This window comes from Castellaniella sp., from assembly GCF_041675725.1.
Lineage (GTDB): Bacteria > Pseudomonadota > Gammaproteobacteria > Burkholderiales > Burkholderiaceae_B > Castellaniella.
Window position 1 is genome coordinate 1 of record NZ_JBAYTI010000064.1, and the last position, 14,079, is coordinate 14,079.

A 14,079-nucleotide genomic window follows, 5' to 3' on the forward strand; every position below is an offset into this window, starting at 1 on the left:
GCCGCAAAAATGGCACACGCCATGATCGTGGCAATCGCCAATCCGCCCGGCAGCCGCCCAAGCCAAAGGCGGGCCACGCGATACATGCGGCCACCGCTGCCGGCCACGAACATGAGCTGGCCCATGAGGATGAACAGCGGCAATACGGCGAGATCGTAGCTGCCGATCTGCGCCATGATGGTCGGCGCCAGGCGTTCAAAGCCAACGGTCGAACCCACGATGACGCTGACGCCCACCATCCCGACGAGCACCATGGACACGGCTATCTCGGTGCCCAGAAAAATGAACGCCAGGGCGAACACGACGCCCACCAGGCCAATCACGTCAGGGCTCATCTGGCGTCCCCACGGAACCGGCGGCGAGCGTTTGCTGCACCGCCATTGCGCTGACGAGGGCGAAGGCCACCGCGACCGCGGCATAGACCGGCCACTGGGGAAGCCTGAGAATATCGGTGACTTCGCCCGCGCGGGCGGTGGTGCGCGCCGACAGCAGAAACTGTACCGCGAGTATGGCAAACACCAGCGCCTCCAGCCACGCCAACAGACCCTGCAAACGCCCGCGGGCCCTGGGCGTCAGGCGGTCGGTGACGATCTCGACGCGAATGAACGCATGCCGATGCTGCACGGCGGGCAAGGCAAAGACCACGGTCAGCGCCCCGAGTATGCCGACCAGCTCATACGCGCCCGGCACGGGCGCCCGAAACGCCCAGCGCGCAAAGATATCGGTGCAGATCAAGCCCGCCAGCACAATGATCGCGGCCTTGGAAATCCACAAGCAGAATCCAGCGGCGTGATCGAAGAATCGCTGCACCATGGCGGGCCCGCTCAAGCTCATTCAAACGGGTTGAGCACAGGGAACTGATCGCGGTACTGCTCGATCAAGGCTGCGCGTTTGGCCAAAATGGCTTCGCCATCCAGGCCTTTTTCCTTCATGGCCGCGACATAGGCTTGCTGCACCGGCACCAGCGCCGCCTCGCGCCAGCGGGCGGCTTCGTCAGGCGCCAGCCGGATGAATTCATGGCCATGTTCACGCGCAAACCGCAGCCCTTCGTTTTCGATCCGGTCCCAGAGCTTGCCAGCCCGATCGGCATAGTCCGCCGAAATGCGGGTGACCGCTTCTTGTACGTCCTGCGGCAGGGCATCCCACTTCTTCTGGTTCATGACCACGGCGAACGTGGTCACGTAGCCCACGTCGGTGGACAAGGTGGTGTGATCGGCCACTTCTCCGAAGCGATAGTAGCGGTAGTTGTTGAAGGTCCCATCGGTGCCGTCCAGCACGCCCCGCTTGAGCGGATCATAGGTCTGGGTGATGGGCATGCTCACGGGCGATGCCCCCAGGCGCTTGAGCACGTCGGCCGAGACGCCCGTCGAGCGAATCCGCAGGCCCTTGAGATCGTCCAGCGTATGAACCGCCTTTTGGGTGGTCATAATGACCCCGGGCGGATGCGCATGCAGGTACAGCACATGGACACCGGCCAGTTCATCGGGCTTGAAGGCCTGGTACAGGTCGTTGGCCACGTGCGTGGTGAGCTGACCGCTGCTGGGATACCCGGGCAGGTCCACCGAGCGCATGACAGGGAAACGCCCGGGCGTATAGGCGAGAACGGCCTGGCACATGTCGGACAGCCCCTGCACGACCCCTTCAAAGCACTGATCCGGCTTTGTCAGCGTGCCGCTCGGGAACACCTGCACTTCGAGTTGATTCTGAGTGCCGCTTTCAAGCGCCTTGGCAAATTCTGTCGTCAGCTCTCCAAAGGGATAGGTCGCTGGAAACAAATCACTTAAGCGCAATGTCGTGGTATCGGCGCAGGCAGCCGACGTTGCGAGGCATGACGCCGCAAACAGCAGGGCCCCGCGGCGCAGTGGAGCCATATGACGAGTGAAATTCATGGCAGTACCTTTTTGGTTGTCTCAATGTTGTTGCCGAGCGGTCAGCTTCTGTAAAAGGGCGCGTGGGTCGGCCGGGCAGCGATCGCCCCGCCATGCCACGTGCCAGTCGGGGCGCGAAAGCACGAGCGGGGCGGCATAACCCGCGTCGGCGGGTACGTCGTCGGGATCGACGTCCAGCAGCGTCAGCGGCATGCCCAGCTCGTGTGCCGCAGCCAGCAAGGGCTGGACGTCGACAGTCGGATCCAGGCGCATCAGACTGTATTCCGGGCCCAGCGCATCGTACAGGGAGCGCCCGTCGGGCAGCGGGAAATGCGGCGTGCGACACCCCGGCACCGTCGATGACGTGAACGTCGACATGGTGTAGCCAGGGTGTGCGGCGCCGTCGTAGGCGATGATCGGCGAATGGTCGTAGAAATAGCCAAAATTCAGACCCGCCGCGGCGTACTGGTTGACGTTCAAGTCATAGGCCGCCTGGCCCAGGGCCTTGCGGGCGGCCTCGCCGGCCGCGTCTTCGGCTTCGATGTTGTCCGGCACGCTCAGGCGCTGATTGGCCATCTTGGCAGAATGGTCCATGACAAAATAAGACACCTGCTCGGTGATGGGCTTGCGTTCGGATTCGTACGAATCCAGAATGTCGGCCGACGCCCAGCCATTGGCCCAGGCAGCCAGTTTCCAGCTCAGGTTGGTGGCGTCGGCAATCCCCGCATTCATGCCATAGCCCGCGTACGGCACCCATATATGCGAGGCATCCCCGCAGATGAACACCCGGCGATCGCGGAACCGGCCCGCCACCATGCGCCGCCCGTACCAGTCTTCGTTGCTGATGACGGTGTATTCGAAGTTGTCATCCACCCCGAGAATCTGACGAATGCAGCGATCGCGGTCGACCGACTCGAACGATTCCTCGTCCTCCTTCAGATAGTTGTGGATGAGCCAGGTTTCCTTGCCGTCGATCGCATAGACGTTGCCCACTCGGTCCGGGTTGAGCGAAAACATCCCCCAGGTCGGCCGTTCCTTCATGGCCGCGATCAAGCCCGGCGCACGGATGAACGTCGATTGCGTGCGCTGAATGACCACGTCCCCTTCGAGTCGCGTACCGATTTGCTTGCGCACCCGCGAGCGCGCGCCATCGCAACCGATCAGGTAACGGGCCCGGATCGTCATATCGGTATCGGCCCGCAGGTCGGTGAAGTGCGCGGTCACGCCATCCGCATCCTGGGTGAAATCCTCGAACTCCAGGGGTGAGCGAATATCGATGAGTGGATGGGCGTCGGCAGCGGCAAACAGGATCGGTTCGAGGTAGATCTGGTTGATGCGGTGGGGGGGTTCGGACGTGGGCCAGCCGCAATCGGCCCCGTCCTGGCAACTGAACCGCTCGGCGCTGGACGGGATCTTGATTTCGCATAACTCTCGCCCGGTCGTGCGCGTTCTATAGGTGACGGAGTGCGGGAAATCGGGCGGCAGACCGGCGGCACGCAAGGTGTCGGCAAGCCCCAGCCGGCAAAATATCTCCATTGACCGTGCAGACGTGTGATTGCATTTGACCTCGGGCAGTACGCCACGCCGGCGCCGTTCAACCACCGTCGAACGCACGCCGCGATAGGCGAGATCAAGCGCCAGGGTCAAGCCCACCGGGCCCGCGCCAATGATCAAGATGTCACTTTCATTCGTGTTTGTCATGATGTCTTCCTTACCTTGTCTTCCTTGCCGTCATTCAGGCGCCGCGGCGCTCATCGGGCGTCTGTCGTCATTGCAAAATCGGCGGCCAGGTTGGCCGCAGCCCGGCTCAGCAAGCCGGTGTCGCTGCCCACGGCCACAAAAGTGGCGCCTGCATCCAGGTAGGCGCGGACCAGTTCCCTGTCCGCCGTCAGTACGCCCGCCGCCTTGCCCTGTTTCCTGACCTGGCGAATGCCGTCGCACACGGCTTCGCGTACGAGCGGATGCCCGGGCTGTCCCAGCAGGCCCATCGAGGCGCTCAGATCCGCGGGCCCGAAAAACACCCCGTCGACGCCCGCTGTGCCCGCGATGGCCTTCAGCTGCGCAAGGCCGTTCGTCGTCTCGACCTGGACCAGCACGCACAGTTGCTCCGCCGCGCGGTGCAAGTAATCGGGCACCCGGTTCCAACGCGACGCCCGCGCCAAGGCGCTGCCCACACCGCGCGTGCCCTCTGGCGGATAGCGCGTGCTGGCCACGGCGGCTTGCGCTTGGGCGGCCGTATCGATCATTGGAAACATCAGCGTCTGCACACCAATGTCGAGCAGGCGTTTGACGAGCACGGGATCGGCGCTCTCGGGACGCACCACCGCCTGGCTCGGATAAGCGGCCAGCACCTGCAGCTGGGCCAATGTCGTGCGCAGCGTGTTGGGCGCATGTTCGTTATCGATCAGCAGCCAGTCGAAACCCGACGTTGCAACCACTTCGGTCGTATACGGGTTGGCCAGGGCCACCCACAGGCCGATCTGCGGGCGTCCCGCCTGCAAGGCCTGTTTGAACGTGTTGAATACCGCGTGCATATCGCGCCGTCCTGCGTGTCTTAGACGAAATGAAGTGGAATGCCGCCGAGCGGGCCAAAATCGACATGGAACGTATCGCCCCGCTTTGCCACGACAGGACTGGTAAACGAACCGCTGAGCACGATGCCGCCGGCATCCAGCTGCTCGCCATGGGGGGCGAGCTTGTTGGCCAGCCAGGCCACGCCTGTTGCAGGGTGGTTGAGCACGGCCGCCGCAATGCCGGTGCGTTCAATCACCCCGTTCTGGTAGAGCAGCGCACCGACCCAGCGAAGATCCACGTCCAGCGGGCGGACTGCGCGGCCTCCCGTGATGACCCCGGCGCAGGCCGCGAAATCCGAAATCGTGTCCGTCACCTTGCGCGGCGTATTCGTATCACGGTCAAATTGTTCGATGCGCGCATCGATGATCTCGATGGCCGGCGAGACGTACTCCGTGGCATCCAGCACGTCGAATACGCTGATGCCCGGGCCGCGTAAGGGTTTGCCCAGCATGAACGCCAGCTCGACCTCGACCCGCGGGACAATGAAGCGCGCCATGGGGATGTCGTCGCCCTGCTCGAAGAACATGCTGTCGAGCAATGGCGCGTAGTCCGGCTGATCGATCTGCGATGACTGCTGCATGGCGCGCGAGGTCAGGCCGATCTTGTGCCCTTTGACCACGTGACCTTCGGACAGGCGCAGCTTGACCCACTCCCGCTGGATGGCGTAGCCATCCGAAATGGTCATTTCAGGATGCTCGGCGGAAAAATGCCGCAGTTGCGTCCGGGTTTTTTCCGCCGTGTCCAAGCGCATGGCAAGTTCACGAATGGTTGAATCTTTGAGCATCAGCGATGCGCCCCCTTCTTGAGCCAGGCATGCAGGTTGTTGTGTTTCCAGGATCCAGGCGGCGCGAACTCACTGACTTCCAGTGACAAGGCCAGGCCGCGCGTGTCATCCATGGCCGAAAAATGTTTTTGGACGACGGCGAACAGGGCATCGCCCGCAGCGGTGCGCGTGGCGACCGAGCGGCCCGCGCCGATCTTCAGGTGGGCGTGCAGATAGGCGGCATCCAATTGCCCATTGGCGATGCAATAGTGCTCGCAACGCAGCGCCCGCACCCGAATTCCGCCAACGGGGAACACGGGCTTGCCCGAGTCGTCCGTAAAGTGTGCGAGACACTGCGCCAGTGCGTTGCACAGCGCCTGAATGTCATCGTCAGTCGTCAGGTTTGCGCTGTAATCCAGGGTCAGATGAGGCATGTGGACTCCAGCACTCAGGCGGCCAACGGCGTGACGGGCAAAATGGCATTGATCTGGCCGGTGCCCGAACTGCCGAAATAAGGCGTAACGACCTCGGCACGGCCGGTATAGGTATCCCAGCCCAGGGCACCCAGCAGCATTGCGGTGTCGTGCATATGGCCCTCGCCATGACATTTCTCGGCGTATTCGGGCAACATGGCGCAGAATGTTGGCCAATCGCCCTGTTGCCACAAGTCGACCACGGCGTGATCGACCCTCTCCAGAAACGGGCTCCAGACCTTGAAAAGGTAGTCGTCGGTCTGGCCGTTCTGCGCAAAACGGTGCGACAACGAGCCGCTCGCAAAAAAGGCAACCGTGCCGTCATAGTCCGCTTCTACGGCCTGGCGAAACGCCGCTCCAAGGCGGCGGGAATCATCCAGATTGTGTGCCATGCACATGGCCGAAACCGACAGGACCCGAAAGTGGCCATCGGCATTCATGTAGCGCAGTGGCACCAAGGTGCCGTATTCCAGCGCCAGCGTGGTGTCGGCGTGCGCACGCGTCGGCACGCCGGCCTGGGTTGCGGCCGCGGCCAACAGCGCCCCGAGCGCCGGGTTGCCCGTGCAGGCGTACGGCATGTTCTTGATGAAGTGCGGCAGCTCATTGCTGGTGTAGACGCCCTCGAATCGGGCGGCGTTGTTGATGTGATAGCCACTGTTCACCAGCCAATGGGTATCGAATACCACCAGGGTATCGACGCCGGCCTCGCGACAACGGCGCGCTATTTCACGATGGCCATCGATCGCTGCCTGCCGACAGCCGTGGTGCGGGCCATCGAGCTCGGACAGATACATGGACGGCACGTGTGTGATTTTTGCCGCAATTGCAAGCTTGCCCATTCGTTATCCTCCTGTTAGAGCCCCCCGCGCGGATCAGATGCCCCAACGCGGAATGGGGTGCGAACCCAGCGAAACACAGACGTTCTTGGGTTCGAGAAATACTTCATAGCTCCAGGTGCCGCCTTCACGGCCCACGCCCGACGCCTTGGTGCCGCCAAACGGCTGGCGCAAGTCGCGTACGTTCTGGCTATTGACGAAACACATCCCCGCTTCGATCGCGGCGGCGACCCGCAAAGCCCGGCCCGTGCTTTCCGTCCAGAGATAACTGGACAAGCCATAGCGGGTGTCGTTGGCCAGACGCACGGCGTCGGCTTCGTCGTCAAACGGTATCAAGCAGGCCACCGGGCCGAAAATTTCGTCCTGTGCGATGCGCATCCGGTTGTCGACATCCACGAACACCGTCGGTGCCACGTAATTGCCGGCTTGCAGCGCGGCGGGGAGCCGGGGCGGCTCCAGGCCACCGCACGCCATGGTGGCGCCTTCTTCAGGACCCAGCCGGATGTAGCTGCGTACTTTCTCGAGATGACCCGGGCTGATCATCGGGCCCACGATGGTGTCTTCTTCAAGGGGGTCGCCCACTTTGAGCTTCTTGGCCCGCTCGACGAACCGCTCGGCGAACCGCGCATAAATCGAACGCTGTACGAAAATGCGCGAACCCGCCGTGCAGCGTTCGCCGTTGTTGGAGAAGATCATGAACACCGCGGCATCCAGCGCGCGTTCAAGATCGGCATCGTCAAATACGACGAAGGGCGATTTGCCACCGAGCTCCATCGAAAATTTCTTCAGGCCCGCATGGCGGATGATGCGCTCGCCCGTGGCGGTCGACCCGGTGAAAGACACGGCCCGCACGTCTGGATGCGCCACGAGCGGCTCTCCGGCTTCGGCGCCATACCCGTGCACCAGATTCAGGACGCCGGGCGGGACACCGGCCTCGAGTGCGAGCTGGCCCAGACGGTTGGCCGTCATCGGCGAGAGTTCGCTCATTTTGAGTACGGCAGTATTGCCAAAAGCCAGGCAGGGCGCGACCTTCCAGGTGGCCGTCATGAAGGGGACGTTCCACGGAGAGATCAGCGCACAGACCCCCACGGGATGAAAGAGCGTGTAATTCAGGTGGGTCGGCGTCGGATACGCGTGTCCGTCCACCCGCGTACACATCTCGGCGAAATAATGAAAATTGTGGGCGGCGCGGGGCACCAGGGCCTTGCCCGTTTGACCGATGACCTGGCCCGTGTCGGCCGTTTCCGTACGGGCCAGCTCCGGCACGTGCCGGGTAATGAGCTCGCCCAGTCGGTGCAAAATGGCCGCACGCTCGGCGGCGGGCCGTCCGGCCCACGCGGGAAACGCGTCACGGGCCGCCGCGACCGCCCGATCCACCTCTTTTTCGGTGCCGCGTGCCACTTCGGCCAGAACCGCTTGATTGGCTGGGTTGATGGTAGGGAAGTAATCGGTGCCGGGTACGGATTCACCGGCGATCAGATGTTCAATGCGCATGGTTTGGCTCCTGGGTCGGCGGCAGGCCGAATGCTGCATCCGAGACAATCGTGTTCTGCAGGCGGCCAAGGCCTTCGATCTCGCAGACCACCGTATCGCCGCAGACCACGTTCGAGACCCCTTCTGGCGTACCGGTGAGAATGACGTCGCCCGGAGACAGGGTCATGAACGCACTGAGGTATTCGATCAATGTGGCGATATCCGTGATCATGTCGGCGGTCGTGCCTTCCTGGCGCAACTCGCCATTGACATACGTGCGCAGGGCCAGGTGCCCGGGATCCGGGACATCCGCCGCATCGACGAACCAGGGCCCCAGGACGGTGGCCGCGTCGCGATTCTTTGCCCGCAGATTCGGCCGATAGTAATTTTCCAGGTAGTCGCGCACGGCATAGTCATTGGCGATCATGTAGCCGGCGACGTGATTCATGGCCTGGGCCCGCTCGACGTGGTGCGCAGTGCGCCCCATGACGACCGCCAATTCGCATTCATAATGCATCATGCGCACGCCATCGGGCCGGCGCGTCACGCCACGATGGCCGAGCACGCTGTTGGGGCCTTTCAGAAAGACCAACGGCTCCGCCTGGTCGCCGAACTTGAGTTCTTTTGCATGCGCCGCATAATTGAGCCCGAGCGCGAACACGGTCTGGGGCTCGATCGGGGGCAGCCACACGACCTCGTTTTCCGCGCAGACCCGACCATCCGCCAGCTGAAGCCCCCGGGGGTGCGGTACCGCAGAATGGATGGCGCCTGCATACGCCACGCGAGCCCTTTTCATGACGCCCTCCTTGGCCCGGATTCGCCCACGAGCCCGAAAGCCAGGGTAGGGAGCCCGGCCATGTCGATCTCGATCGCCTGGCCTGGGTGGGCCAGGGGCACGGCATGCGGCACCCCCAGCGTCAGGACGTCGCCTGGGTTCAATGTCATGAATTCACTCACATCGCAGAGTAGTTGCGCGACGTTGCGCACGCAGCGGGCCGTACTCTCGTGGAATACCGGCGTGCCATCCACGCGAATGGCCATCTCGAGCCCATCGGGGTCGGCCACCAGTGCGCGCGCCACCACCGCCGGGCCCATCACGCAAAACCCATCCCTTGCGTTGGCGCGCACGGCAGGGCGGAAAAATTGGTCGTGGGGCACGCAGAGATCCGCCACGATCGTATACCCGGCGATGTACTGGTCCGCGGTCTGTGCCGTCACCCGGCAGGCCGTCTGCCCAATCACCAGGCCGAGACTGGCACCGATCAGCAGGGCAGGCACCGTGTCCGGCACCGAGACCGCGCTACCATGCCCCCTGAACGTATTGCCCGGCTTGATGTAGAGTATTGGGGCTTTCGGCGGTGCCTGATAGGGCGGTTGCTGGGTTGCGTCCCCGAGTGCAGCCACCGAATCCTGATCGTTCAACAAGGTGGCATACACGGTACCGCGCACCGGCGGCCGCAGGTGTGTGCCAGCTGCCAGCAGGGCCTGCAATGCGACTTTATTTACCGTACGGGGCTGGGCTTCGTCGAGGAGATGAACCTGGTAATCGAAGAGAAGAGGGATTCGCATCGACCCAATCACTCACTTATTAGTTGCTAACTTGTTAGTATTATTCCCATCGCGCATTTCCACGTCAAGCGCCCCGACCGAAATTTCGGGTTTTCCCTAATCACCCATGCATCCGTTACCCGTCATGAACAAGCATCCGTCCCACACGCTCATTCACCGCAATCTGCCCATGCTGCTCCTGCGCGCGCGCGAGAAGCTGATGGCACACTTTCGCCCCCTGTTGCGTGTTCATGGATTGAGTGATCAGCAATGGCGCATCATTCGCGCCCTGCACGAATTCGGCCCGTTGGAATCGCGCCTGGTATCGGATATTTGCAGCCTATCGACGCCCAGCCTCGCCGGCATCCTGAATCGGATGCAGGCGCTTGGCCTGGTGCACAAGGAGCGCCAGGAAAGCGATCAACGCCGCGTCATCGTGTCATTGACCGACAAAAGCCAGGCGCTGGTGGAACAGATTTCGGATGACATCGAAACGCTGTATGCCGGTCTGGAGCATCGGGTGGGCCAGGATTTGCTGGCACGGCTGTACCAGGCCACGGACGAACTGGTCGAGCGGCTCGACGACATGGCGCCGCTGAGCTGACCCGCGGCACCGGCTGCCGCGCCCCGATGTCATCACCGGGGCACGGCAGCGGCCCGTCAGTCGGCGGCCGGGATCTCGCCCTCGGGTTGCGGCGGCTCGGCGCCGTCGTCGCCCACATGGGCCATTTCACCCGGCTCGGCAAAGGGGTTGGCCTGCTCGCGCGCGGCCGCCCGCTCGGCCGCCTCGAAGATTTCCTTCTTGTGGCGCGCCTCGTGGTACGACATGCCGGTACCCGCCGGGATCAGGCGACCCACGATGACGTTTTCCTTCAGGCCGCGGAGTTCGTCGCGCTTGCCCATGATGGCCGCTTCGGTGAGCACGCGGGTGGTCTCCTGGAAGGACGCCGCCGAGATGAACGAATCGGTCGACAGCGACGCCTTGGTAATGCCCAGCAGCACGTTGTCGTACCTGGCCGGGATCTTGCCCTCGGCCCGCACCCGGTCGTTCTCGTTGAGCATCTCGGAGCGCTCGACCTGTTCGCCGGTAATGAAGCCGGTATCGCCTGAATCGGTGATGTTCACCCGACGCAGCATCTGGCGCACGATGACCTCGATGTGCTTGTCGTTGATTTTCACGCCCTGCAGGCGGTAGACGTCCTGCACTTCGTTGACGATGTAGCTGGCCAGCGATTCGATGCCCTGCAGACGCAGGATGTCATGCGGATCGGCCGGCCCGTCGACGATGAGCTCGCCCTTGTTGACCACCTGGCCGTCGTGCACCAGCACCTGCTTCTCTTTGGAGATCAGGAACTCGTGGCTGACGCCGTCCATGTCGGTGATCACCAGGCGCTGCTTGCCCTTGGTGTCCTTGCCGAAGGACACGGTCCCCGTGACCTCGGCCAGCACGCCGGCGTCCTTCGGGGCCCGGGCTTCGAAGAGTTCGGCCACGCGCGGCAGCCCCCCGGTGATGTCGCGGGTCTTTTGCGATTCCTGCGGGATCCGTGCGAGGAAGTCGCCCACGCCCGCAGCCTGCCCATCGCGCACCGTGATCAGCGCGCCCACGGGCAGCGTGATGGCCACCGCGTGCTCGGTGCCAGCCACCTTGATTTCCTGGCCGAGATCATCGAGCAACAGGATCTGCGGCCTGCCCGCGCCCTTGGTGGTGCGCGTCTTGGGCGTGATGACCACCAGGGTGGACAGGCCGGTGATCTCGTCGACCTGGCGGGCCACCGTGACCCCTTCTTCGATGTTCGCAAAGCGGATCTTGCCCGCGTATTCGGAGACGATGGGCCGCGTCAGCGGATCCCAGCTGGCGATCTGGGTGCCCGCCTTGACCTTGTCGCCGTCGCCCACCACGATGGCGGCGCCGTAAGGCACCTTGTGGCGTTCGCGCTCGCGGCGGTTGTCGTCGTACACGACGATCTCGCCCGAGCGCGACACGGCGATGCGCACGCCCTTGGCGTTGGTCAGGTAGCGCAGGCCCGGCACGAAGCCGACCGTACCGGCCGATTTGGTCTCGACCGAGCTCGCCATGGCCGAGCGCGACGCCGCCCCCCCGATGTGGAAGGTGCGCATGGTGAGCTGTGTACCCGGTTCGCCGATCGACTGGGCGGCAATCACCCCGACGGCTTCACCCCGGTTCACCAGGCTGCCTCGGCCCAGGTCGCGCCCATAACAGTGGGCGCACAGACCATGGCGCGTCTCGCAGGTGAGCGGCGTGCGGATCTTGACTTCGTCCACCCCGACCTCGTCGATGAGTTCGACCAGGTTTTCATCGAGCAGGGTGCCCGCCGGGATCAAGGTTTCCTGGGTGTCGGGGTGGACGATGTCCACCGCCGTCACGCGGCCCAGCACCCGGTCGCGCAGCGCCTCGACCACTTCGCCGCCCTCGAGCAGGGCTTTCATGATGTAGCCGTTGCTGGTGCCGCAGTCGTTCTCGGTGATGACCAGGTCCTGCGTGACGTCGACCAGCCGGCGCGTGAGATAGCCCGAGTTGGCGGTCTTGAGCGCCGTGTCGGCCAGGCCCTTGCGGGCCCCGTGCGTGGAGATGAAGTACTGCAGCACGTTCAGGCCTTCACGGAAGTTGGCCGTGATGGGGGTCTCGATGATGGAGCCATCGGGCTTGGCCATCAGACCGCGCATGCCGGCCAGCTGGCGGATCTGGGCCGCGGAGCCCCGCGCGCCCGAGTCGGCCATCATGTAGATGGAGTTGAACGATTCCTGGCGCGCTTCCTTGCCATGCCGATCGGTCACGGGCTCGGTGGAGAGCTGCTCCATCATGGCCTTGCCGACGCGATCCCCGGCCTTGCCCCAGATATCGACCACGTTGTTGTAGCGTTCCTGGGCCGTGACCAGGCCGGAGGAATACTGCTTGTCGATTTCCTTGACCTCGCGCGAGGCCTCGTTGAGGATGTCGACCTTGCTGTCGGGCACCACCATGTCGCCCATGGCGATCGAAATGCCCGCGCGGGTCGCCAGGCTGAAGCCGGCCTGCATGAGCTTGTCGGCGAAAATCACCGTCGCCCGCAGGCCGCAGCGCCGGTACGACATGTTGATGAGGCGCGAGATTTCTTTTTTCTTGAGCGACTTGTTCAGCACGCTGAAGGGCAGCCCGTGGGGCAGGATCTCGGAAAGCAGAGCGCGGCCCACCGTGGTCTCGAAACGGTGGGTTTCCTCGACCCAATCGCCATTTTCGCCCTTGACGAACTCGGGCAGACGGGTGGTGATGCGCGTCTGCAGATCGACCACGCCGTTATCCCAGGCACGCTGCACTTCGGCCAGATCCGCCAGGAACATGCCCTCGCCCTTGCCGTTGATGCGCTCGCGGGTCGCATAATACAGCCCCAGCACGATGTCCTGCGACGGCACGATGGCGGGTTCGCCGTTGGCCGGGAAAAGGACGTTGTTCGAGGCCAGCATCAGGGTGCGGGCCTCGAGCTGCGCCTCGAGCGACAGCGGCACGTGCACGGCCATCTGGTCGCCGTCGAAGTCGGCGTTGAAGGCCGCGCAGACGAGCGGGTGCAGCTGGATGGCCTTGCCTTCGATGAGCTGCGGCTCGAACGCCTGGATGCCCAGGCGGTGCAGCGTGGGCGCCCGGTTGAGCATCACCGGGTGTTCGCGGATGACTTCCTCGAGGATGTCCCAGACCACCGGCTCCTGGCTTTCGACCAGTTTCTTGGCCGTCTTGATGGTGGTGGCCAGGCCCATCATTTCGAGGCGGTTGAAGATGAAGGGCTTGAAGAGTTCGAGCGCCATCAGCTTGGGCAGGCCGCACTGGTGCAGACGCAGCTGCGGGCCCACCACGATGACCGAGCGCCCGGAATAGTCGACCCGCTTGCCCAGCAGGTTCTGGCGGAAGCGCCCGCTCTTGCCCTTGATCATGTCGGCCAGCGACTTGAGCTGGCGCTTGTTGGCGCCCGTCATGGCCTTGCCGCGGCGGCCGTTGTCGAGCAGCGAGTCGACCGCCTCTTGCAGCATGCGCTTTTCGTTGCGCAGGATGATGTCCGGCGCCTTGAGTTCGAGCAGGCGCTTGAGCCGGTTGTTGCGGTTGATGACCCGGCGATAGAGGTCGTTGAGGTCGGACGTGGCAAAGCGCCCGCCATCGAGCGGCACCAGCGGGCGCAGGTCGGGCGGCAGCACGGGCAGCACGTCCATGATCATCCAGTCGGGCTTGATGCCGGACTTCTGGAAGCCTTCGAGCACTTTCAGGCGCTTGGAGATCTTTTTGATCTTGGCGTCCGAACCCGTGGCCTTGAGCTCGCCGCGCAAGCGCTCGACCTCGGCATCGATGTCGATGTTGCGCAGCAGCTCACGCACCGCCTCGGCCCCCATCAGGGCGTGGAAATCATCGCCGTATTCCTCGGTCTTGGCGAGGTAGTCGTCATCGGACATGATCTGGCCGCGCTTGAGCGGCGTCATGCCCGGTTCGATCACACACCAGGCCTCGAAGTAGAGCACGCGTTCGATGTCGCGCAGCGTCATGTCGAGCACCATGCCCAGGC

13 protein-coding genes are annotated in these 14,079 nt (G+C 63.7%); 1 reads left to right on the top strand and 12 read right to left on the bottom strand.

What is annotated here, in order from left to right; genetic code table 11:
- From WCZ84_RS11570 to WCZ84_RS11620, 11 genes are all read right to left on the bottom strand, one after another.
- A partial coding sequence (locus WCZ84_RS11570; RefSeq protein ID WP_372686433.1) for a TRAP transporter large permease subunit occupies nt 1-335 on the bottom strand: 335 nt, incomplete at its 3' end.
- Nucleotides 325-813: a TRAP transporter small permease gene (locus WCZ84_RS11575; protein WP_372686434.1), complete on the bottom strand. Its 489-nt coding sequence runs from the start codon at nt 811-813 to the stop codon at nt 325-327. The genes WCZ84_RS11575 and WCZ84_RS11570, both read right to left, overlap by 11 nt.
- A 17-nt stretch (nt 814-830) precedes the next feature.
- A complete protein-coding gene (locus WCZ84_RS11580; protein ID WP_372686435.1) occupies nt 831-1,889 on the bottom strand; it encodes a TRAP transporter substrate-binding protein in 1,059 nt (352 codons plus the stop codon).
- A gap of 21 nt (nt 1,890-1,910) precedes the next feature.
- On the bottom strand, nt 1,911-3,569 hold the full coding sequence (locus WCZ84_RS11585; RefSeq protein WP_372686436.1) for an FAD-dependent oxidoreductase: 1,659 nt from the start codon (nt 3,567-3,569) through the stop codon (nt 1,911-1,913).
- A gap of 50 nt (nt 3,570-3,619) precedes the next feature.
- Nucleotides 3,620-4,402, bottom strand: a complete 783-nt coding sequence (gene hpaI / locus WCZ84_RS11590) for a 4-hydroxy-2-oxoheptanedioate aldolase (RefSeq protein ID WP_372686437.1) — start codon at nt 4,400-4,402, stop codon at nt 3,620-3,622.
- A 20-nt stretch (nt 4,403-4,422) separates the two neighbouring features.
- Nucleotides 4,423-5,226 carry a 2-oxo-hept-4-ene-1,7-dioate hydratase gene (gene hpaH / locus WCZ84_RS11595; protein WP_372686438.1) on the bottom strand — a complete coding sequence of 268 codons (804 nt, stop codon included), beginning with the start codon at nt 5,224-5,226 and terminating at the stop codon, nt 4,423-4,425.
- The gene (locus WCZ84_RS11600) at nt 5,226-5,639 is read right to left on the bottom strand and encodes a 5-carboxymethyl-2-hydroxymuconate Delta-isomerase (RefSeq protein ID WP_372686439.1); all 414 of its coding nucleotides are present in this window, start codon (nt 5,637-5,639) and stop codon (nt 5,226-5,228) included. Before WCZ84_RS11600 ends, hpaH begins: the two co-directional genes overlap by 1 nt.
- Before the next feature lie 14 nt (nt 5,640-5,653).
- On the bottom strand, nt 5,654-6,517 hold the full coding sequence (hpaD, locus tag WCZ84_RS11605) for a 3,4-dihydroxyphenylacetate 2,3-dioxygenase (protein ID WP_372686440.1): 864 nt from the start codon (nt 6,515-6,517) through the stop codon (nt 5,654-5,656).
- 33 nt (nt 6,518-6,550) lie between these two features.
- Nucleotides 6,551-8,008 (bottom strand): 5-carboxymethyl-2-hydroxymuconate semialdehyde dehydrogenase, encoded by a 1,458-nt coding sequence (hpaE, locus tag WCZ84_RS11610; protein WP_372686441.1) that lies wholly within the window; start codon nt 8,006-8,008, stop codon nt 6,551-6,553.
- On the bottom strand, nt 7,998-8,783 hold the full coding sequence (locus tag WCZ84_RS11615) for a fumarylacetoacetate hydrolase family protein (protein ID WP_372686442.1): 786 nt from the start codon (nt 8,781-8,783) through the stop codon (nt 7,998-8,000). The genes hpaE and WCZ84_RS11615 overlap by 11 nt, the downstream gene beginning before the upstream one ends.
- Complete coding sequence (locus tag WCZ84_RS11620) at nt 8,780-9,556, bottom strand: fumarylacetoacetate hydrolase family protein (protein ID WP_372686443.1); 777 nt, start codon at nt 9,554-9,556, stop codon at nt 8,780-8,782. Before WCZ84_RS11620 ends, WCZ84_RS11615 begins: the two co-directional genes overlap by 4 nt.
- A gap of 169 nt (nt 9,557-9,725) precedes the next feature.
- Here WCZ84_RS11620 and hpaR point away from each other — a divergent pair, with 169 nt between their 5' ends.
- Nucleotides 9,726-10,139, top strand: coding sequence for a homoprotocatechuate degradation operon regulator HpaR (gene hpaR / locus WCZ84_RS11625; protein WP_372686445.1), 414 nt, complete (start codon nt 9,726-9,728; stop codon nt 10,137-10,139).
- A gap of 56 nt (nt 10,140-10,195) precedes the next feature.
- Here the strand turns inward: hpaR and rpoC are convergent.
- Nucleotides 10,196-14,079 (bottom strand): DNA-directed RNA polymerase subunit beta' (rpoC, locus tag WCZ84_RS11630; RefSeq protein WP_372686444.1); only part of this gene is annotated, 3,884 nt, incomplete at its 5' end.

Coding starts and splice junctions, on each gene's coding strand:
- WCZ84_RS11575 (WP_372686434.1), bottom strand. CDS start 813: ATGGTGCAGCGATTCTTCGATCACGCCGCTGGATTCTGCTTGTGGATT.
- WCZ84_RS11600 (WP_372686439.1), bottom strand. CDS start 5,639: ATGCCTCATCTGACCCTGGATTACAGCGCAAACCTGACGACTGACGAT.
- hpaH (WP_372686438.1), bottom strand. CDS start 5,226: ATGCTCAAAGATTCAACCATTCGTGAACTTGCCATGCGCTTGGACACG.
- hpaD (WP_372686440.1), bottom strand. CDS start 6,517: ATGGGCAAGCTTGCAATTGCGGCAAAAATCACACACGTGCCGTCCATG.
- hpaE (WP_372686441.1), bottom strand. CDS start 8,008: ATGCGCATTGAACATCTGATCGCCGGTGAATCCGTACCCGGCACCGAT.
- WCZ84_RS11585 (WP_372686436.1), bottom strand. CDS start 3,569: ATGACAAACACGAATGAAAGTGACATCTTGATCATTGGCGCGGGCCCG.
- WCZ84_RS11580 (WP_372686435.1), bottom strand. CDS start 1,889: ATGAATTTCACTCGTCATATGGCTCCACTGCGCCGCGGGGCCCTGCTG.
- hpaI (WP_372686437.1), bottom strand. CDS start 4,402: ATGCACGCGGTATTCAACACGTTCAAACAGGCCTTGCAGGCGGGACGC.
- WCZ84_RS11620 (WP_372686443.1), bottom strand. CDS start 9,556: ATGCGAATCCCTCTTCTCTTCGATTACCAGGTTCATCTCCTCGACGAA.
- WCZ84_RS11615 (WP_372686442.1), bottom strand. CDS start 8,783: ATGAAAAGGGCTCGCGTGGCGTATGCAGGCGCCATCCATTCTGCGGTA.
- hpaR (WP_372686445.1), top strand. CDS start 9,726: ATGCTGCTCCTGCGCGCGCGCGAGAAGCTGATGGCACACTTTCGCCCC.